At 66.0% G+C, this 19719-nt stretch carries 16 protein-coding genes and 2 pseudogenes; 11 read left to right on the top strand and 7 right to left on the bottom strand.

The features are described 5' to 3' along the window. Positions 1–200 (bottom strand): hypothetical protein (locus BW39_RS05580; RefSeq protein WP_043820420.1); only part of this gene is annotated, 200 nt, incomplete at its 3' end. 285 nt (positions 201–485) lie between these two features. Next, a pseudogene (locus BW39_RS30095) lies at positions 486–782 on the bottom strand (YkvA family protein); the annotation flags it as partial. Positions 783–1736: 954 nt separating this feature from the next. Between BW39_RS30095 and BW39_RS05590 the strand changes: the two are divergent. Then, positions 1737–2672, top strand: a pseudogene (locus tag BW39_RS05590) (hypothetical protein). 11 nt (positions 2673–2683) lie between these two features. Beyond that, positions 2684–3175 carry a hypothetical protein gene (locus tag BW39_RS31885; RefSeq protein WP_235264152.1) on the top strand — a complete coding sequence of 164 codons (492 nt, stop codon included), beginning with the start codon at positions 2684–2686 and terminating at the stop codon, positions 3173–3175. Positions 3176–3216: 41 nt separating this feature from the next. On the opposite strand, the gene BW39_RS05595 is transcribed toward BW39_RS31885, so the two are convergent. After that, the gene (locus tag BW39_RS05595; RefSeq protein ID WP_043820423.1) at positions 3217–4659 is read right to left on the bottom strand and encodes an iron-containing redox enzyme family protein; all 1443 of its coding nucleotides are present in this window, start codon (positions 4657–4659) and stop codon (positions 3217–3219) included. 315 nt (positions 4660–4974) lie between these two features. After that, complete coding sequence (locus tag BW39_RS05600; RefSeq protein WP_043820425.1) at positions 4975–6009, bottom strand: LacI family DNA-binding transcriptional regulator; 1035 nt, start codon at positions 6007–6009, stop codon at positions 4975–4977. 169 nt (positions 6010–6178) lie between these two features. On the opposite strand from BW39_RS05600, the gene BW39_RS05605 reads away from it, so the two are divergent. The 5 genes from BW39_RS05605 (at position 6179) to BW39_RS05625 (ending at position 13487) form a co-directional block, all read left to right on the top strand. Further along, positions 6179–7171: a Bug family tripartite tricarboxylate transporter substrate binding protein gene (locus BW39_RS05605; RefSeq protein WP_043820426.1), complete on the top strand. Its 993-nt coding sequence runs from the start codon at positions 6179–6181 to the stop codon at positions 7169–7171. A gap of 20 nt (positions 7172–7191) precedes the next feature. Beyond that, the gene (locus BW39_RS05610) at positions 7192–8031 is read left to right on the top strand and encodes an HpcH/HpaI aldolase family protein (protein WP_043820428.1); all 840 of its coding nucleotides are present in this window, start codon (positions 7192–7194) and stop codon (positions 8029–8031) included. Between the two features lie 14 nt (positions 8032–8045). Beyond that, positions 8046–9773, top strand: a complete 1728-nt coding sequence (gene araD, locus BW39_RS05615; protein WP_043820430.1) for an L-arabinonate dehydratase — start codon at positions 8046–8048, stop codon at positions 9771–9773. Between the two features lie 372 nt (positions 9774–10145). Further along, positions 10146–11837, top strand: a complete 1692-nt coding sequence (aspT, locus tag BW39_RS05620; protein ID WP_043820527.1) for an aspartate-alanine antiporter — start codon at positions 10146–10148, stop codon at positions 11835–11837. 54 nt (positions 11838–11891) lie between these two features. After that, positions 11892–13487: a bifunctional aspartate transaminase/aspartate 4-decarboxylase gene (locus BW39_RS05625; protein WP_012205739.1), complete on the top strand. Its 1596-nt coding sequence runs from the start codon at positions 11892–11894 to the stop codon at positions 13485–13487. A gap of 24 nt (positions 13488–13511) precedes the next feature. Here the strand turns inward: BW39_RS05625 and BW39_RS05630 are convergent, their stop codons facing one another. Continuing rightward, positions 13512–14462, bottom strand: coding sequence for a DMT family transporter (locus tag BW39_RS05630; protein ID WP_043820432.1), 951 nt, complete (start codon positions 14460–14462; stop codon positions 13512–13514). Between the two features lie 75 nt (positions 14463–14537). On the opposite strand from BW39_RS05630, the gene BW39_RS05635 reads away from it, so the two are divergent. The 4 genes from BW39_RS05635 (at position 14538) to BW39_RS05650 (ending at position 17787) form a co-directional block, all read left to right on the top strand. After that, positions 14538–15440 (top strand): LysR family transcriptional regulator, encoded by a 903-nt coding sequence (locus BW39_RS05635; RefSeq protein ID WP_013802293.1) that lies wholly within the window; start codon positions 14538–14540, stop codon positions 15438–15440. A 131-nt stretch (positions 15441–15571) separates the two neighbouring features. Next, the gene (locus BW39_RS30105; protein ID WP_043820434.1) at positions 15572–16474 is read left to right on the top strand and encodes a nitroreductase; all 903 of its coding nucleotides are present in this window, start codon (positions 15572–15574) and stop codon (positions 16472–16474) included. Positions 16475–16594: 120 nt separating this feature from the next. After that, positions 16595–17506 carry a bestrophin family protein gene (locus tag BW39_RS05645; protein ID WP_043820437.1) on the top strand — a complete coding sequence of 304 codons (912 nt, stop codon included), beginning with the start codon at positions 16595–16597 and terminating at the stop codon, positions 17504–17506. Positions 17507–17577: 71 nt separating this feature from the next. Continuing rightward, on the top strand, positions 17578–17787 hold the full coding sequence (locus BW39_RS05650; RefSeq protein ID WP_013802290.1) for a DUF4287 domain-containing protein: 210 nt from the start codon (positions 17578–17580) through the stop codon (positions 17785–17787). A gap of 17 nt (positions 17788–17804) precedes the next feature. Here the strand turns inward: BW39_RS05650 and BW39_RS05655 are convergent, their stop codons facing one another. Both BW39_RS05655 and BW39_RS05660 read right to left on the bottom strand, forming a co-directional pair. Then, positions 17805–18785 (bottom strand): alpha/beta hydrolase, encoded by a 981-nt coding sequence (locus BW39_RS05655; RefSeq protein WP_043820439.1) that lies wholly within the window; start codon positions 18783–18785, stop codon positions 17805–17807. A gap of 2 nt (positions 18786–18787) precedes the next feature. After that, positions 18788–19684: an alpha/beta fold hydrolase gene (locus BW39_RS05660; protein ID WP_012205750.1), complete on the bottom strand. Its 897-nt coding sequence runs from the start codon at positions 19682–19684 to the stop codon at positions 18788–18790. Positions 19685–19719: the final 35 nt, after the last annotated feature.

The following is a 19719-nucleotide window of genomic DNA, read 5'->3' on the forward strand; positions in this document are numbered from 1 at the left end:
CCGCGCTCACTCACTCCCCCCATCACCCCCTCAATCGCCTCCTCCTGCGCCTGGATAAACGCAAGCAATTGCCCAGGAGTCACCGGCTCCAAGGCATGCCCCGGGTAGGCGCCAATGATCAAACTGGAAATCAGCCCCAACTGATCCTGCACGCGCCGCAGGCTGTTGTACTCGGGCTCGGAAAGTTGAAAGTACAGCATGGCAACTCCTCAATGAGCACGCTTGGCGGCTGACGCAAAGGAATGCCCAAGTGCTCGAAGCACGGGACCACGCAAAGGATTGGGAGAGGGTTCGGGCATTGATACGCCCGCAAGGAAAGCAGCCATAAGGCCTCCTGTGAGTACGTCCAACTGCTTTCGGGAGTGTGGCGGGACCGCCTGTGAAGGTGTGTTCAGCACCTGGGCGAGATGATACAGCGCTCAGGCGCAGCTCCCGCATCCTTGTGTTGCCCGCCCGCCGCCGCTCAGCCCGGCAAGGCTCCGCGCTCAAAGCCCCCAGCGCCCTCGGAGCACAAGGAAGGCCCCCACGCAAACACATAGCCAGACGCCCACCACCAGAGCGACTCCGGCACGGCTTCGGGGCTTGCCGCCTTGGGCCTGCATCCAGGCCTCGGCCTGCTGGCGGCTGTCGGCCAGCACGGCTGGGGGAAGCAGCCGCACGGTGAGCCAGATCAGCGCGGGCAGCAGCAGGACGTCATCCACATAGCCCAGCACGGGGATGAAGTCGGGGATCAGGTCGATGGGGCTCAGGGCGTAGGCGACTACGAAGGCGCCCAGGGCCTTAGGGCCTGTTCACACTAATCTGGGGATCGCGTTGCCCGGCTGCGGGGCCGTATGCAAGGCGCACGTGCGCAGCAAGGCCCGTGCCTTGCAAGCGCGTGCAACGCCGCAGACGGCCCCGCAGCCGGGCAACCCGAAGGGAAGCTGCCTGCCAGCCCGCCACTCAGCGTTGCGCTCCTTGCGCGTGTGGGCACACGCACGGTGTCGCGCGCCTTGATTGGCGGGCTGGCAGGCAGCTTCGCGACCCCGCATTAGTGTGAGCAGGCCCTACCGTACCAGGGCGTCTGGGGGCTCTTGCAGGCAAACCACAGGGTGACGCCATCGCGCTTGATGCGTCGTGCCCAGGCCTTCAATCTTTCACCGGCTGTCATGGATATACGAGGTTGTGAACGGGCTGGATCATGGCGGCTGGCCGTTGCGGTTGGGGCTGTGCTGCCGTACCCGCTCGGCATTCGATGATATGGACCACCAGCCCGCTGCGCGCGGTTTCCTTGTACCTGGTCTTCATGACGGCATCGCCACGAAGCCGTGCCTGTGGCCGCAAAGGCCCCCAGCACGGCGGTGTCGGCTGACCTGGGCCCACCAGGGCAAATGGCTGCACTGACTGGCAAAGCCTTGTCACCGCCCTCTTCCCCATTCCAAATCCATATCGACTGCTCTCAAGGCATGCATCTCGCATATGAATCTAGGAATAATCTGAAAATAATCAGTCACCAGCCTTTCTGCTTGACTTCCAGATACCCAAGAAATCAAATAGCCGGACTCCCACAACAGAATTCCCAGTCCATTGATTGACATTGGCCTTGGGAATGATTGCGACCGCGCAATTCCCACTCCCATACCTTGATCGGACCTGATTTCTCACAGGCCCGATGGGAGGCCTGCGTTTGTGATTTTTCTGGCATCTGGCAAACCTCCATTTACTTATTCATTCCATTAACCATTCGCTTGCAGGCCATGGCACCATCCACCGATCTCACCCGCCCGTATATCAGCTATGAAAAGGCCTTCAACAGGCAGATCACCCGCGCCATGAACAGCCAGCAGGTGGACGTGGTGGTACTCACGCCACAAGAGTTCATAGGCGTCCTGCAAGACAGGTCGCGCAATGACCCGCGCCTGGAGGCCAGCCTGCGCGCCATCCTGGCCCAAAGCGCCCTGGGCCGGTATTGGACGCAGACGGCCAGCCCCAATGTCGGCAAACCCTGGACCATCCCCGCCTCCATGCTGGCCAATGACGCGTACCTGTTCACCAGAACGCTGATTGCATTGCGCCTTGCCGGTGCGCGCACCTATGTCAAGGCGACGCCCAAAGGCACCTATATCATCATCACGGGCCGAGCCGGATTTCGCGGCAATCTGCTGCAGGGCACGCGCTTTCTCACCACCAATCCCCGCATGGTGCAGATGGGTCTGGGCATGCGCGGCCTTCAGGGCGTGGCCAGAGGGGGCTTCATCTTGAGCTTGGTCGTTGGCATCGGCGTGGAGACATTGGACTTCATCTTCAACGACGAGAAGACCATGCATGACTTGGTGGGAGGGATTGGAGTGGAGGCGGTCAAGGCTGGGTTGGCGACGATGGTGGGCATAGGCGCGGGAATTTTTGTCGCAAGCGTAACCGCTATTGCTGTTTTTTCTTTAGGTGCCATGGCCTTAATGGTACTTTCTACCGGGATAGCTTTAAATTAAATCGATAAAATTTGGGAAATAAAGAAAAATGTTATTGCTTCACTAAAAATTTTGACAAACAGCACGCCTTCTGGCATATACCGCGTTAATACTGACGCTCTCGCCACAGAACAGTTGAGTGGCAATCATGAAACAACAGAGATCAAAAAAATACCCCAGAACCATCCCAAAATTTTACTATCCCCTATCAATCGCAAAAATTGATGAGTCTTAAAATGGACAAAAGAAATTTAACCGAAATCAGAAAATCACTAATATGGAGTATTCCACTTTTTCTGCTGCTTCTGACAATGTCAATTTGGAGTATTTTATATACTCTATATGAAACCGTAGATGATTTAAATAAACTCGCCCCATCTGTAAGAATCACACCATTTGCTCCAATTGCTTTGTGTGTGCCAATAATTTCAATCACAGGAATTATCATTGCAATACAAAAATCAGTCCCTTGTTCAGAAGACGCTATAAAAATCCCAACGCGTATTTTTTTATCCGCCATAGCCGTTGGAGTTTTTATTATGTTTTTTTGTATTTTTGCAATTACGCCTTTTCAATACTATGCCATGCCAAAACTTGGCTATACCCGCTGCAACATTCTGGAAGATCATCCCACCATATATTTCACGGACTGGGTAAAGAATCCGGATTGGTGCGTGCGCGGCAAAAGCCGGGAATGGGTCAAGGAGCAAGCCCTTCTTGCCCAATGACCAGATGATTTTTCCCGGGTAGGTAAATAGGGTCAAATGGCCTACCGGCCCAGGAACAGGCGGGTGGCGCGCAGGCCCAGGGGCGTCCAGTGCAGGCCCGGTGACATGGCCTGTACCAGCAACTCATGCTGGGCCGCTGGCTCGAGCGTGGGGTAGCGCTGCTCGAAGAGCATCAGGTCGGTGTCCAGTTCCTGCGCGCTGCGGCCCGGGTCGGGTCGCGCGCCACGGGATGTGCGCAGGCGCTCGGCCACGCGAAAGCTCATGCGCCGCGCCGGTTTGCCGGGCTCGGCCACGGATTCGAAGGATGCGCCATCCGCACTGGCCGGCCCACGCAGCCAGTCATGAATGACTTGCAGCTCATAGGGAGAGAAAACACCAAACATCTCTGCCCGCTCGCCCTGCAGCAGCTGCCAGAAGCGGCTTTCCTCAGCAGGCCGGTTGCGTTGTATCCAGCGTGCCTGCTCCAGCGCGGCCAAGAAGGCAGGCATGTCCTGCGGACGGGACAGCCAGTCATTGACGCTGCGGCCGGCCACCTTGCAGAAGTCCGAGTGCGCGCCATGCCCGGAAGGCGATTTGCGCGCCAGGATGCGTACCACCTCAGCTTCGATGTCGAACGACCTGATCACGTCCAGCGTGCTGGTGCCCGTGTCTGCCAGCCGGGCGCCCGCGCGTACGCGGCGCCAGTACTCGCCGCCATCGTCAATGCGCGGCGCGTTCTCCCAGGCGGCAATGCAGGCGCGCCGGGCATGGCCGGTGTCGGCGTTGTCCACGGTCACATGCAGCGTGAAGTAGTAGGGATCTATCCCCAGCTCATTGAGTTCGTAGGCGGTGATGAGCAGGTGCAGCGGCAATTGCTCATAGCCCAGGTTGAATCCCACGATCTCGGGCAGGAACTGCTGCGCATTCCAGCCCAGCGCCAGCTGTACCAGCCCCTGCCGGTACAGGTCGTCGGGCAGGTCCTCCACGGGATCAAGGCCATACCTGGCCAGGAGTTCCCGGTAGAGCTTGACGTGGTTCTTGTCGGCCATGCCGTCGCCCAGTTCTTCCACATAGGTGGTGACCAGGTCCGACATGCGTGAGTTGCCCGCGTGCGCGCACAGGCCGTAGAGCCAGGAACCGTCCACCAGCTTGGTAGGGGCCACATTGCGCAGGAAGTACAGGGCATGTGCGCGGTTGCCGAAGTAGCGGCGTGCCGCACCCGCCTTGCGCTCTGCCAGGTAGGCCTGGTACTGGGCGTGCACTTTCTCGACATTGGCACGCATCCAGTCGGTCAGGTGCTCCGGGTTGTCCGGCAGGCCATCGGCATCGGCAGAGGTCTCGGCGATCACGCCGTGCAGGAAGTCCGCAGCAGCCTCGCGCTCCTGTTCGGTGGGCAGATGGTTGGCCAGGCGCTCGTAGAGCGGCACATGCAGGAAAGAAGGCTCAAGCGTGCCTGCGCCAGCGGCCAGCTCGGTACGTGGGGGGTCCAGCAGTTCTGTGTTCATGGTGGGGCATTGGTCCGTAATGCCTTCAGGATGCGGTGTGGCCCTCGGTACAGCCATCGGGCCAACGCCTTCCTGTGCGTCGTAATACGCCTACCCTTGGCGCAGGCGCCCGGGCCGGACCGCCGTCGCCCTGGCGCCCGCGCTCTTGGCAGGGGAACAGGATCCGGCCCGGCCTTCCCGGCGAGCATTGGCTGGTACTGGGCGCCGACCTGCTGGCCCTGCGCTGGGCCCGGTTATGGACAAGCGCGGCGTCTTGCTGATACTGAGATAAAGCCGGTCTTCCTGCGCAGCTCGGCCATCGCCTCACGCTGGCGTTCAGCGCGCATCTTGGTGCCCACGCGTACTCCCCCTCCCCACCACCTCAAACCCCACATCCTGCGCGGCCGCCGCCACGCCACCGGCCATGCGCGCAATCAGCGCCTCTGCGCCCAGGCGGCCGATGGCGGCGCCGTCCACGCGCACGGTGGACAGGGCGGGCCAGGCGTCCAGCGCCAGGGCCTGGTCGCCAAAGCCCAGCACGCCGAATTCCTCTGGCATGCGCAGGCCCAGTGCGTGGGCGTGGGAGAGCACGCCTTGCGCCAGCGCATCGGAGCTGCAGAAGACGGCATCGACCTCCGGTGCCTGGGCGCGCAGGGCGTTCAGGGCATCGCGGCCACGGCCGGATTGGGGGATGGCTTCCGAGAAGACGATTTGCGCGGGAACCGGGGCACCGGCTTCCGCGGCGGCGCGGGTGAAGCCCAGGGCACGGCGGGCGGCGCGGCTGTCGTCGGCGCGCAGGATGGCCGGGCGCCGGTAGCCGCAGGCGGCCAGGTGACGGAAGGCGGCGCGGCCTGCGTCTTCCTGCGAGAAGCCGACCACCATGTCCAGCGGATGGGGCTGGTAGTCCCAGAGTTCGACCACGGGCACGTCGGCATTGACCAGCAGGCGCCGCGTGCGGGCCGTGTGCTCGGTGCCGGTGAGCACGATGCCGTCCGGGCGGCGGCTGAGCATGGCGGCCAGCCAGGTTTCCTCATGCTCCGGGTCATAGCTGGAGATGCCCAGCGTGGTTTCATAGCGCTGCGCGGCCAGGGTGTGGATGAGCGCATCGAGCATGTCGGAAAACAGCGAGTGACCCACCGAGGGCACGATGGCCGCCACCAGCCGCGTCTGGCGCGAGGTCAGCCCGCCCGCCAGGGAGTTGGGCACGTAGCCCGATTGCTCCACGGCCTGCGCCACGCGCAGCCGCGTGGCCTCGGCCACCAGTTCAGGCCGGTGCAGCGCGCGCGAGGCGGTGATGGGCGACACGCCGGCAATGCGGGCCAGGTCCTTGAGCGTGGGCGCATTGGCGTTGCGCAGGGTGCGGAGGGTCATGCGAGGCCTTTGCCTGGAATGGCGATGGAGAGGCGGCTTGAGGATGATTGCGTGGTCATGTTAACGATGATGTCCATCAGCACGGTCTGATTGTTTCCCCTCGTAGGTCCGAATGGAGAGCGCTGCCTTTGCTTGAAATGATTGCGCAATCATTCAAGAGGAGACCACCATGCGCCCTTCGCTCTCCAACCGCCGCAGCGCCATGGCGCGCCTGCTGGCTCCGGCCTCGATGCTGGCCGCGGCACACGCCCAGGCACAGGCTGCCTGGCCCATCAGGCCGATCACGCTGGTGATTCCCTTCCCTCCCGGTGGCCAGACCGATGTGGTGGGCCGGCTGGTGGGAGAGCGCCTGTCGCAGCGCCTGGGCCAGCCCGTAGTGGTGGAGAACCGGCCCGGCGTGAATGGCTCGCTGGCCTCCGAGGCCGTAGCGCGGGCGCGGGCCGATGGCTACACGCTGGTGATTGGCGGGCCGGGCACGCATGCCATCAACCAGCTGGTCAATCCCAACGTGAAGTACGACGCGCGGCGGGATTTCACGCACATTGCCATGCTGGGGCGCGTGCCCATGCTGCTGCTGGCCTCGCCAAGGCTGAAGGTCGCTTCGGTGGCCGATGTGGTGGCCCTGGCCCAGGCCAGCCCCGGCACGGTGAATGTGGCGCTAACGGGCATTGGCTCGTCCAGCCATGTGACGACGGAGCTGCTGCGCCAGGCGGCCGGCGTGAGCTTCAACAACGTTCCCTACAAGGGCGATGTGCCCGCCATGACCGATGTGATGGGCGGCCAGGCCGACCTGCTGTTCGTGCCCGCCACCTCGGCCGTGGGCTTTGCGCAGGCGGGCAAGCTGCGTGCGCTGGCCGTGGCAGGCGACCGGCGCCTGGCGGCCCTGCCCGATGTGCCCACCATGGCCGAGGCCGGCCAGCCGCAGGTCGTCAACTATTCATGGACCAGCCTGGCGGGGCCGCCGGGCATGCCGGCCGATGTGGTGGAACGGCTCCACCAGGCCTGCCAGTCCCTCCTGGCCGAGCCCGAGGTGGTGGCCCGCCTGACCGCCATGAGCAACGAGCCCACGCCGGGCACGCCCGCCCAGGCCGCCAGCTTCATCGCCGCCGAGGTGGCGCGCTGGAGCGAGGTGGTGCGCAAGGGAAACATCCAGGTCCAGTGAACAGCTTCAGGAGAGCCCCCATGAGCATGCTGCCCGCCAATACGTTCAAGTGCGCGCTGCGCGAAGGCCGCCAGCAGATCGGCCTGTGGTCCACCATTCCCTCCCCCTTTGTCTGCGAGATGATCGGCGGCGCGGGCTACGACTGGGTGCTGCTCGATACCGAGCACACGCCCACCGACGTGCCGCTGATGCTGGGCCAGCTGCAGGCCGTGGCCGCCGCCCTGCCCGCACCGGGCGCCCTGCCCGTGCATGCCGTGGTGCGGCCCGCCTGCAACGATGCAGTGCTGATCAAGCGCTACCTGGACCTGGGCGCCCAGTCCCTGCTGCTGCCCTTTGTGCAAAACGCGCAGCAAGCGCGGGACGCCGTGCGCGCCATGCGCTATGCACCCCAGGGCGTGCGCGGCATGGGCGGTTCCACTCGCGCGGCCAACTTCGGGCGCACGGCCGACTATGTGGCACGTGCAGCCGACGAGCTGTGCCTGCTGGTGCAGGTGGAGACGGCCGAGGCGCTGGAGCAGATAGAGGCGATTGCGGCCGTCGATGGCGTGGACGGCATCTTCATCGGCCCCGCCGACCTGTCGGCCAGCCTGGGCTATCCGGGCCAGGCGCGCCACCCTGTGGTGAACCGGGCCATCGACCAGGCCATCGCCCGCATCCGCGCCTGCGGCAAGGCGCCGGGGATCCTGATGGTGGACGAGGCACGGGCGCGCGAATGCCTGGAGCTGGGCGCGCAGTTCGTGGCCGTGGCGCTGGACACGCTCTTGCTGCGCGACGGGCTGGATGCGGCGGCGGCGCGCTTCAGGAAAGGGCCGCTGGCCGCGAACCCGCCAGGGCCCGCATCCACCGCCGGCAGCTACTGAGGAGCCCCACAACCATGACACGTTCCCCCGAATCCCTGCGCAGCGCACGCTGGTTTGCTCCCGATGATTTCCGCTCCTTCGGCCACCGCTCGCGCGTTCTGCAGATGGGCTATGGCTACGAGGACTGGATGGGCAAGCCCGTGATCGCCATCGTCAACACCTGGAGCGATGCCAACCAATGCCATGCCCACTTCAGGCAGCGCGTGGAAGACGTCAAGCGCGGCGTGCTGCAGGCCGGAGGATTTCCGCTGGAGCTGCCGGCCATCTCGCTGTCGGAAAGCATGGTCAAGCCCACGACCATGGTCTATCGCAACTTCCTGGCCATGGAGACGGAGGAGCTGCTGCGCAGCCACCCGGTGGACGGCGCCGTGCTCATGGGCGGCTGCGACAAGACCACGCCGGGGCTGACCATGGGGGCGATCTCCATGGGCCTTCCCTTCATCTACCTGCCGGCCGGCCCCATGCTGCGCGGCAACTGGAAGGGGCAGGTGCTGGGCTCGGGCTCGGACGCCTTCAAGTTCTGGGACGAACGCCGCGCCGGCCGGCTGGATGAGCAGGCCTGGCGCGAGATGGAAGCCGGCATTGCCCGCAGCCACGGCACCTGCATGACCATGGGCACGGCGGCCACCATGATGGGCATTGCCGAGGCCGTGGGCCTGGCGCTGCCCGGCGCTTCGTCCATTCCGGCCGCCGACGCCAACCACATCCGCATGAGCGCCGAGTGCGGCCGCCGCATCGTGCAGATGGTGTGGGAAGACCTCACGCCCGCCCGCATGCTCACGCGTGCGCATTTCGAGAACGGCATTGCCTGCGCCATGGCCATGGGCTGCTCCACCAACGCCATCATTCACCTGATCGCCATGTCGCGGCGCGCGGGCCATCCGGTCAGCCTCGATGACTTCGACGCCTTCAGCCGCCGCGTGCCCGTGATCGCCAACATCCGGCCCAGCGGCGACCGCTATCTGATGGAGGACTTCTTCTATGCAGGCGGCCTGCGCGCCCTGCTGGAACGCATCCGCCCGCATCTGGACACCGGGGCCATGACGGTCAACGGCAAGACCCTGGGCGAGAACATTGCGGGCAGCCAGGTCCACCAGGACGACGTGATCCGCCCCCTGTCCAGCCCCATCTACGCAGAAGGGGCGCTGGCCGTGCTGCGCGGCAACCTGGCGCCGGACGGCGTGGTCATCAAGCCCAGCGCCTGCGCCCCGCACCTGCTGCGCCACACGGGCCGCGCCCTGGTGTTCGACGACTACCCCAGCCTCAAGCAGGCCGTGGACGATCCCCATCTCGATGTGAACGGCGAAGACATCCTGGTGCTGCGCAACGCCGGCCCCAAGGGCGCAGGCATGCCCGAATGGGGCATGCTGCCCATTCCCACCAGGCTGCTGAAGCAAGGCGTGAAGGACATGCTGCGCCTGTCCGACGCCCGCATGAGCGGCACCAGCTACGGCGGCTGCCTGCTGCACTGCTCGCCCGAGTCCGCCGTGGGCGGGCCGCTGGCCCTGGTGCGCACGGGCGACCGCATCACGGTGGACGTGCCCGCCCGCCGCATCCACCTGGAAGTCAGCGACTCAGAACTCGCCACCCGCCGCGCCGCGTGGACGCCCCCGCCCGCGCGCTATGAGCGCGGCTACGGCTGGCTGTTCGGCCGCCATATCCTGCAGGCCAATGAGGGATGCGATTTTGATTTTCTGGAGACGGGTTTTGGAAGCGCTGTGCCGGAGCCGGATATTTTTTGAGAGCGTGAATGGCACAGGGTCTGCCCGGGCGCAGGGCGGCCAGTGCAGCCCTGCCTGTCCAGGTCCCACGACATCAGCCGCCTCCAGGCTGACGGCCAAGTCCTACATCGCCACTCCTTTTTGTCATGAATAGTGGCTCTGTTTTCGACAAGTTACTGATTCAAGCAAGCCAATGGAAACGCCATATCCAATTGAATATTGATGAATACGAAAACCGCCGCATTCATCAAATATCGATAGGCATTTTCTAATAGCGACACACCGTTTCCCCCAGGTCCACGCGCACGCAAGCCCCCTGCCCTTCGCGGGCAGCCGTTCCCGTTTCCCCGTTGCCTTGCACCCGTGGACCTCAACCCAGAAGCAGAGGTGGCTGTGGACTTTCTCAGAAGCATCTTTCATCAGGCTCCGGAAATCGCGCTGTTTGCGGCCTTGGCGCTCGGTTACTGGGTGGGCAAGTTCAGGTTCGGGTCATTCCAGCTGGGGGGCGTGGCGGGGTCGCTGCTGGCGGCGGTGCTGATCAGCCAGGTGGGGGTGACCATTGATTCGGGCATCAAGGCGGTGCTGTTCGCGCTGTTCATCTATGCCGTGGGTTTCGAGAGCGGGCCGCAGTTCTTCCGCTCGCTGGGACGGCAATCGGTCAAGGAGATCCTGATGGCCCTGGTGGTGGCCGTGTCGGGGCTGGTCACGGTGGTGGTGATCGCCCGGGTGTTCCATCTGGACAAGGGGCTGGCAGCGGGGCTGGCCGCTGGCGGGCTGACGCAGTCGGCCATCATCGGCACGGCGGGATCGGCCATTGAAAAGCTGGGCCTGGCGCCCGACGAGGGGCAGCGCATGCAGGCCAATGTGGCCATCGGCTATGCGGTGACCTATATCTTCGGCTCCTTCGGCGCCATCATCATGTGCGTGAACGTGCTGCAGTGGCTGACGGGCCGCAAGATCCGCGAGGACGCGATCCAGGCCGAGCAGGAGCTGCTCAAGGGCGTGCGCGTGTACGGAACCGGCGAGTCACCGGCCGTGCCGGATCTGGTGGGGCGCATTTTCCGCGTGGGCCAGGCGGGCCGCACCGTGGCGGAGCTGGAGGCCAGCGCCACCGCCAACGGCGGCACGGTGACGGTGGAGCGCATACAGCGCAGGAACGCGATGGTGGGCGTGGACGGCAGCCTGGCGCTGGAGGCCGGCGACATCATCCTGCTGGTGGGCCGGCGCGCGGCCGTGGTGGCGCTGGGCGCCTCGGTGGGCGAGGAGCTGCAGGGCGCCGAGGGCATGGACGTGGTGATGGTGCGGCGCGACGTGGCCATCTCCAACAACCAGTACCTGAACCGCAGCGTGAAGGACATCCTGGACAGCCTGTCGCAGGAGTTCAAGCACGGTGTGTACGCAGTGGCGCTGATGCGCGCGGGCACGCCGGTGCCGATTGCGCCGACCACCATGGTCATGCCGGGCGATGTGGTGACGCTGTTCGGCACGCCGCAGGATGTGCAGAAGGCTGCGCAGTCGGTGGGCCCCATCATCGTGCCCAGCGACAAGACGGACTTTGTCTTCCACGGCCTGGGCATCACGGTAGGCCTGCTGATCGGGCTGCTGGTGCTGCGCCTGGGCTCCATTCCCATCACGCTGGGCAGCGGCGGCGGCGCCCTGCTGGCGGGCCTGCTGTTCGGCTGGTGGCGCAGCCGCAAGCACACCTTCGGCAACATGCCCACGGCCGCTTCCACGCTGCTGCGCGACCTGGGCCTGGCAGGCTTCGTGGCCATGGTGGGCCTGCAGTCGGGCCAGCAGGCCGTGACCACGGTGATGCAGCAGGGCCTGACGCTGTTCCTGCTGGGCGTGGTGGTGACCATCGTGCCGCTGCTGATCGCCATGCTGTTCGGCAAGTACGTGCTGCGCTATGACAACGTGGCCGTGTTCGCGGGCTCGCTGTCCGGGGCGCGCAGCGCCAATCCGGCGTTTGGCGAGATTCTGGACAAGGCCGGCAACTCGATTCCCACGGCACCGTTTGCGATCACCTATGCGCTGGCCAATGTGTTCCTCACGTTGCTGGGACCGCTGGTCATCGCCTTTGCCTGAACACCCCGGATCTATTCCCAAGGACCACCAAGGACCATCACAAGGAGCTGCGCAATGAGCAAGGATTATCGGAGTCTGGCGAATTTGAGCCCGTTCGAACTCAAGGACGAGCTGATCAAGGTGGCCTCGGGCAAGGCCAACCGCCTCATGCTCAATGCGGGGCGCGGCAATCCCAACTTCCTGGCGACCACGCCGCGTCGGGCGTTCTTCCGGCTGGGGCTGTTCGCGGCGGCGGAGTCGGAGCTGTCGTACTCCTACATGACGGTGGGCGTGGGCGGGCTGGCCAAGCTCGACGGCATCGAGGGGCGCTTCGAGCGCTTCATCGCCGAGCACCGCGATCAGGAGGGCGTGAAGTTCCTGGGCAAGTCGCTGAGCTATGTGCGCGACCAGCTGGGGCTGGACCCCGCCGCCTTCCTGCACGAGATGGTGGACGGCATCCTGGGCTGCAACTACCCCGTGCCGCCGCGCATGCTCACCGTGAGCGAGCAGGTCGTGCGCCAGTACATCGTCCGCGAGATGGCAGGCGGCGCCGTGCCGCCCGAGTCGGTGGACCTGTTCGCGGTCGAGGGCGGCACGGCAGCCATGGCCTATATCTTCGAGAGCCTGCGCATCAGCGGCCTGCTCAAGGCCGGCGACAAGGTGGCCATCGGCATGCCGGTGTTCACGCCGTATATCGAGATTCCCGAACTGGCCCAGTACGACCTCAAGGAAGTGCCTATACACGCGGACCCCGACAACGGCTGGCAGTACTCCGACGCCGAGCTGGACAAGCTCAAGGACCCGGACGTCAAGATCTTCTTCTGCGTGAACCCCAGCAACCCGCCGTCCGTGAAGATGGACCAGCGCAGCCTGGACCGCGTGCGCGCCATCGTGGCCGAGCAGCGGCCCGACCTGCTGATCCTCACCGACGATGTCTACGGCACCTTTGCCGATGAATTCCAGTCCCTTTTCTCGGTCTGCCCCCAGAACACGCTGCTGGTGTATTCGTTCTCCAAGTATTTCGGGGCCACGGGCTGGCGCCTGGGGGTGATCGCGGCGCACAAGGACAACGTGTTCGACCATGCGCTGGCGCAGTTGCCCGAGTCCGCCAAGAAGGCGCTGGACCACCGCTACCGCTCGCTGCTGCCCGATGTGCGCTCGCTCAAGTTCATCGACCGCCTGGTGGCCGACAGCCGCGTGGTGGCGTTGAACCACACGGCCGGTCTGTCCACGCCGCAGCAGGTGCAGATGGTGCTGTTCTCGCTGTTTGCGCTCATGGATGAAGCGGACGCCTACAAGCAGGCCCTCAAGCAACTGATCCGCCGCCGCGAGGCCACGCTGTACCGCGAGCTGGGCATGCCCCCGCTGGAAAATCCCAACTCGGTCAACTACTACACGCTGATCGATCTGCAGAACGTGACCTGCCGGCTCTATGGCGAGGCCTTCTCGCAATGGGCGGTGCAGCAGTCGTCCACGGGCGACATGCTGTTCCGCGTGGCGGATGAGACCGGCATCGTGCTGCTGCCGGGCCGTGGCTTCGGGTCCGACCGCCCTTCCGGTCGTGCCTCGCTGGCCAACCTCAACGAGTACGAGTACGCCGCCATAGGCCGCGCCCTGCGCCGGCTGGCCGACGAGCTGTACGAGCAGTACAAGGCGCTGGGCAAGGAGTAAGCCCTATGCCAGGGCCCGCACGGCTCATCGCAGCTGTCGGGCCTTGACCACCAGCAGCGCCCCGGCCATCAGGCCCACGCCGGCCAGTTGCACGGCGCCCAGCGCACGCCCGTAGACGGCCCAGTCCAGCACGATGGCCGTCAACGGATAGACGTACTGCAGCACGGCAATGCGGCCCAGCGTGAGGCGCGCCATGCCTGCAAAAAGGATGGCATAGGCCAGGCCGGTGTGCAGCACGCCCAGCCCTGCCAGCCACGCCCAGGACGACGGCGCCTGCGGCCAGCCATGAACCAGCGGCACCCACAGCAGCAGCACGGTGCCGACCGCGCATTGCCACCAGGCCAGCGCAAACGGCGTGACCACTTTCTCGGTCTTGGCCAGGATGGTCACGGCCGCATAGCACAGCGAGCCGGCCAGGCACATGAGCAGCCCGGACACATGGTCCGGTCCCCAGGCCGTCGCATCGCCACCCAGCAGCCCCGTGGTCAACACCAGTCCCAGCAACGCCGCCAGCATGGCCGCCACCTGCCGTGGCGCCATGGCCTCGCGCAGCACCAGGGTGCCGAACAGCATGATCCACACCGGCTGGATGTGGAACACGATGGTGGCCACGCCAATGGAGGTGCGCGGTATGGCGGCAAAGAACAGCGCCCAGTTCATCACCATGAGGACGCCGGTGGCCACCACCACTGGCCAACTCCTGCCGCGCACGCGCAACTCCCCCATGCGGCCCGTGGCCAGGCCCCAGGCCAGCAGCGCCAGGGCACCAAAGGCGCAGCGAAACAGCACGGTGACCAACGGGTGCTGGCGGGCCTCTTCCACAAATATGCCGACGGTGCCCAGCAGCACGCCGCCCGCGATCATCAGCCACTGGCCGCGTGTCTCCTGCGCTGTGGGAGCGGCTTGTGCGGGCGCGGGAGCGGGCGCGGTGGAGGCTACGGATGCGGCCTGTAAGGAATGGGTTCTGTCTTGCATGGCCGCGATCGTCTCGTGGCAGGAAATTCTCGTAAAGCAAATAGTTTGCAGGTTTAGTATTCGATATTCGAATCAATGGAGCGTGCCGTGAACCACCCCGACCTGCAGATCGACTGGCTGCGTGCCCTGGTGGCCGTGGTGGATGCGGGCTCGCTGTCGGCTGCCGCGCCGCTGCTGCACCGATCACAGGCCGCCGTGAGCATGCAGATCAAGAAGCTGGAGACCGCCCTGGGCCAGCCCGTGCTGCTGCGCGGCCCGCGCCATCTGCAACTGACGCCCGCCGGCGCGGAGCTGCTGGGCTATGCGCGGCGCATGCTGGAGCTGCAGGCCCAGGCGCAGGCGGCCCTGTTTGGCCCCGACCTGTCCGGGCGCGTGCGGCTGGGCGTGCCGGACGACTACGCATCCACCTATCTGACGCCCGTGCTGCGCAGCTTTGCAGGCCGCTACCAGGGCGTGGAGATCGAGCTGACCTGCGAGCAGTCCACCGCACTCATCCCGCAGGTGGTGCGCGGCACGCTGGACCTGGCCCTGGTCTCACGTGACAGGCCCCAGCGCGGGCGCCTGCTGTTCCACGAGCCCCTGGTCTGGGTGGGCGCGCCGCAGCACGAGGTGTGGAGGAAGAATCCCCTGCCGATTGCCGTCTACGAGGCCGCCAGCCTGGCGCGCACGGCCGCGCTGTCCAGCTTGGCGGCCCAGCGGCGCGCGCACCGCGTGGTCTATCACAGCTCCAGCCTTGCCGGCCAGCTGGCCGCCGTGGAAAGCGGCCTGGCCGTGGCGGTGTTCACGCGCTGCAGCGTGCCCCCGCACCTGCAGGTGCTGCAGAACCTGCCGGCCGGCTTCGAGCTGCCGCCGCTGGTGTCCATGCAAGTGTCGGCCCTGCGCAGCAAGGCCTCGCAGGGCTCGGCGGCCGTGGATGCCATGTACGAGCAGTTGATTGCGACGCTGGGCCAGGCACCTCAGGAACTGACCAAGGCCTGACGCCTGGCGAGGTTCGGCAAGCATTCTGCGCACGCATTTCGCTGTATTCTTGAAAACATAATGAAATCATCCACCGGCCATTTACCGCAACCTGATTGGGCGCACCTGCAGGCCCGCGCTGGAGAACCGACTTGACGCAAAAATACATCCCCCATCTGCTGGCCCTGGACCGCGAGCGTGACTGGGCGCGCGCAGCGCAGGCCTGCGGCATCTCCGACAACGCGCTGGCCCAGGCCATACGCTCGGCCGAGGCGGAGTTCGGCCACGCGCTGGTGCGTGCGGGCCGGCCCTTCCAGGGGTTCACGCTGGAGGGCGAACAGGTGCTGGCCTGGGCCCGGCAGTTCGCCCAGGCGGTGGATGCACTCAAGCACTGCTTTGCCGACACGCGCAAGCGGGCAGGCCTGGCGCCCCTGCTGGCGCGGCGCTCCGTCTCGCCCAGGCGGCTGGCCCTGCCGGGCCCGGACAGCGGGGACATGGACCTGATGATCGAGGCGGCGCTATGCGCTCCGGACCACGGTGCCTTGCACCCCTGGCGGGTTCTGGAGTTTCCCGCCCACCAGCGCGAGGCCTTGGCCAGCCTGTTCGAGCAGGAAAAACTGCGCCGCGACCCGCTGGCCCCGGCCGACGATATCCGCCGTGCGCGCGAGCATGCAACGCGCGCGCCGGCGCTGATCGCCTTCATCATCTCGCCCCGGCCGCGCTCGCGCGTGCCGGTACGTGAGCAATGGCTGGCCGCGGGTGCGGCACTGGGCAACTTCCTCAATGCCGCCCACCATTTGGGCTTTGGTGCCATCGTGCTCAGTGGCGAGCGCTGTTTTGACCCGGCCCTGCATTCAGCGCTGGGTTTGCGCGAGGGCGAGCACCTGGCCGGCTTCATCAGCCTGGGCACCATCACCAGCCAGCCATCCCCGCGCGCAACGGTGGCGCCCTCTTCCATGCGCACGGCATGGCAGGCGGAGCAGACAGCAGCGGTCACGGCACAGGCCCTTCTCCAGCCAGACGGCAACCACGACAGCCGCGGCAGCGATCTTTGAAGCCGCAGCCGGCGCGTGCTGGGTGGCGCACAGGTGGCACGCAGGTGGCGCACTGACTGCGCGGGGCGGTTAGAGTTGCGGGGCTGCTGCGCCCTCTTTTCCATCACGGAACAAGCATTCATGATCATCCGGCCCCGCCCCCACTGGCTGCGCATGCTCTTCGTGCTGCGCGGCTCGGTGCTGCCCGACATCCTGCCGCAGTTGATGGCTGCCACCCTGTTCGCCGTGCTGATCACGGCACTGCATGGCCAGCTGTTCGCCTGGAAGGTGCCGCTGAACTTCGTGCCGTTTTCGCTGATCGGGCTGACGCTGGCCATCTTCCTGGGCTTTCGCAACAGCACCAGCTATGCGCGCTATTGGGAGGCGCGCACGCTGTGGGGCACCCTGCTCAACGAGACGCGCTCCCTGGTGCGCCAGGCCCGGACCTTGACCGACGCACCGCAGCACGCCCCGGCCCTGGCCATGGTGCTGGCGGCCTTCGTGCATGCGCTGCGCCACCAGTTGCGCGGCACCGATGCCGCGGCCGACATGCGCCGCCTGCTGCCCGCCGCCGACTGCGAGCGCCTGGCCACGGCGCGCTTCAAGCCTGCCGTGCTGCTGCTCATGGCCGGCGAATGGCTGCAGGCGCGCCGCCAAGACGGCAGCCTGCAGCCGGTGCTGGTGCCCGCCATGGAGGCGCCGCTGTGCAAGCTGGGCGAGGCACTGGGCGGCTGCGAGCGCATTGCGGGCACGCCGATTCCCTTCACCTATGCGGTGATCATCCATCGCACTATCTACCTGTACTGCCTGCTGCTGCCATTCGGCCTGGTGGATTCCATCGGCTTCATGACGCCGGTGATCGTGGCCTTCATCGCCTACACCTTCTTCGCGCTGGAGGCCTTGGGCGCCGAGCTGGAGGAGCCCTTCGGCACGGCACCCAACGATCTGGCGCTGGACGCCATGTCGCAGAGGATCGAGGCCACGCTGCGCGAGCTGACCGGCGAGGTGCTGCCACCTGCGCCGCAGCACAAGGACGTGCTGTTCCTGACCTGACCCTGCCTGCCGGCCCGGACAGCGCCAGCGGCACAATCTGCCACCCGCATCACAGAAAAAGGACAAGCGCCATGACGGAGACAAGCAAGGTCAAGGGACCGGCCTCGTATTTCCCTTCCATCGAGAAGACCTACGGCCAGCCGATTGCGCACTGGATGGACCTGCTGCAACAGCAGGACACCCGCAAGCACATGGAACTGGTGGGCTGGCTCAAGGCCCAGCACCAGATGGGGCACGGCCATGCGAATGCGCTGGTGGCCGTGTTCCTGGCGCAGGCCTGACCTGCAGCCAGCAACCCTCAGCCGATGGCCGTGCCGAAAGCCTGGCGCACGGCGGCACCCGCTTCGTCAAACAGGCGGCGTGATGCCGGCGCCAGCCCCAGCATGTGCATGCAGGCGTGCACCATGCCGGGCAGGCGCACGGCCTGCACCGCCACACCGGCCTGCGCCAGCCGCTGCGCATAGGCTTCGGCCTCGTCGCGCAGCGGGTCGTATTCGCAGCTGATCACCGTGGCTTGAGGCAGGCCTGCCAGGTGTTCCGCGCGCAGCGGGGAGACAAGTTCTTGCCGCCCCGATGCCTCATCGCCCAGGTACGCGCCATAGCAGTACTCCATGGCCGCACGCGTGAGGTAGTGGCCCTGGCCGAACTGCTGGAACGACGGCGAATCCATGGCCGCGTCCAGTGCCGGGTACAGCAGCAGCTGGTGGGCGATGGCCGGTGCGCCCGCCGCCCCCCAGCCCTCTTGTTGCCGTGCCAGCAGGCAGGCAGCGGCCGCGAGGTTGCCGCCCGCGCTGTCTCCGGCCACGCCGATGCGCCTGCGGTCCAGCCCCAGCGCATCGGCCTGCTCAAAGGTCCAGGCAATGGCATCGCAGAAGTCATGCAGCGGCACGGGAAAGCGGTGCTCGGGCGCCAACCGGTAGTCCACCGAGACCACGACGGCGCCCGTTGCCATGGCCAGCGCGCGGCAGGGGTTGTCGTAGACCTCCAGCGAACCCAGGCACCAGCCGCCGCCGTGGGCGAAGACCAGGGCGGGCTGGGGCGTGGGTGTGTCCGAGGCCAGCGGCCGGTAGATGCGCACCCGCAGCGGCGCACCGTCGCGCGCGGGCAGCGTGAAGTCTTCGGTACGGGCCACGGCCTCGGCCGGGCCATGCAGGGCGCGCAGCCCGGCGTCGGTGGCCTCGCGCAGCGCTGCCAGCGTGGGCGGCGTGGGCGAGGCCACGGCCTGGGTTGCCTGCGCCAGCTCGGCGAGATAGCGCGCAATGTCAGCGTCCAGGCCCATGGTCACAGCGTCCTTTGCAGGAAGGGCAGCAGCTCGGCGATGAAGGGCTCGGCAGCCTCCTCCATGATGAAGTGGCCGCAGCCCGGCACGATCACGCCCGACAGGTCATCGGCATGGCCGCGCAGCGTGGCCAGCGGCGCATCGGCCGTGGCGTGCTCGGCGCCAATGGCCAGCACGGGCATGGCCAGCGGGCGCAGTGCACGCTCGCGGTTCTGGCGGATGGTTTCGGGAATGGCGCGGTAGTAGGCAAAGCCGCCGCGCAGGCCACCGGGCGCCGCATAGGCATCCACATAGACATCCACAGCCACGCGGTCGCGCCGCAGCGACCAGCGGTTGAACATGAATTCCAGGTAGGCACGCTCGCGCCCCGCGATCAGAGTCTCGGGCAGGTCGGCCAGCTGGTTGAACATGAAGTGCCACAGGAAGATGTTCTGTTCTGGCGGCGCAAAGATGCTGGGCTCGGGCGCCAGGCCAGGGATCACGGCCTCGGTCAGCGCCAGGGACTGCACGGCCTGCGGCTGGTCGCTGGCCAGCGCATAGGCCACCCACATGCCCACATCGTGGCCGGCGACCTGATAACGCTCATGGCCCAGCGCCAGCATGGTGCGGTGCAGGGTCAGCGCGATGGAGCCCGTGTCGTAGCCGGTGTCGGGCCGGTCCGAAAAGCCCGTGCCCGGCGGATCGACGGCAATGGCCTGGAAGCCCTGCGCCGCCAGTGCCTGCATGACATGGCGCCAGGCATACCAGGTCTGGGGCCAACCCGGGATCAGCAGCACGGGCGCGCCCTGCCCGGCCGTGATGCAGTGGATGCGGCGGCCGTCGATGCGCACGTAGTCGTGCGAGAACTCGCAGGCCTGGTCTTCCTGCTTGCGCAGGGCGTTCGATGTGAAAGCGTTCATTGTTTGCTTCTTTTTGAGGTTCTTTGGCTGCGGGC

Source organism: Delftia sp. RIT313, from assembly GCF_000632165.1.
In the GTDB taxonomy this organism is placed as follows: Bacteria; Pseudomonadota; Gammaproteobacteria; order Burkholderiales; family Burkholderiaceae_C; genus Comamonas; species Comamonas acidovorans.

Coding starts and splice junctions, on each gene's coding strand:
- BW39_RS31885 (WP_235264152.1), top strand. CDS start 2,684: ATGGACAAAAGAAATTTAACCGAAATCAGAAAATCACTAATATGGAGT.
- BW39_RS05595 (WP_043820423.1), bottom strand. CDS start 4,659: ATGAACACAGAACTGCTGGACCCCCCACGTACCGAGCTGGCCGCTGGC.
- BW39_RS05600 (WP_043820425.1), bottom strand. CDS start 6,009: ATGACCCTCCGCACCCTGCGCAACGCCAATGCGCCCACGCTCAAGGAC.
- BW39_RS05605 (WP_043820426.1), top strand. CDS start 6,179: ATGCGCCCTTCGCTCTCCAACCGCCGCAGCGCCATGGCGCGCCTGCTG.
- BW39_RS05610 (WP_043820428.1), top strand. CDS start 7,192: ATGAGCATGCTGCCCGCCAATACGTTCAAGTGCGCGCTGCGCGAAGGC.
- araD (WP_043820430.1), top strand. CDS start 8,046: ATGACACGTTCCCCCGAATCCCTGCGCAGCGCACGCTGGTTTGCTCCC.
- BW39_RS05625 (WP_012205739.1), top strand. CDS start 11,892: ATGAGCAAGGATTATCGGAGTCTGGCGAATTTGAGCCCGTTCGAACTC.
- BW39_RS05630 (WP_043820432.1), bottom strand. CDS start 14,462: ATGCAAGACAGAACCCATTCCTTACAGGCCGCATCCGTAGCCTCCACC.
- BW39_RS05635 (WP_013802293.1), top strand. CDS start 14,538: ATGGAGCGTGCCGTGAACCACCCCGACCTGCAGATCGACTGGCTGCGT.
- BW39_RS05645 (WP_043820437.1), top strand. CDS start 16,595: ATGATCATCCGGCCCCGCCCCCACTGGCTGCGCATGCTCTTCGTGCTG.
- BW39_RS05650 (WP_013802290.1), top strand. CDS start 17,578: ATGACGGAGACAAGCAAGGTCAAGGGACCGGCCTCGTATTTCCCTTCC.
- BW39_RS05655 (WP_043820439.1), bottom strand. CDS start 18,785: ATGGGCCTGGACGCTGACATTGCGCGCTATCTCGCCGAGCTGGCGCAG.
- BW39_RS05660 (WP_012205750.1), bottom strand. CDS start 19,684: ATGAACGCTTTCACATCGAACGCCCTGCGCAAGCAGGAAGACCAGGCC.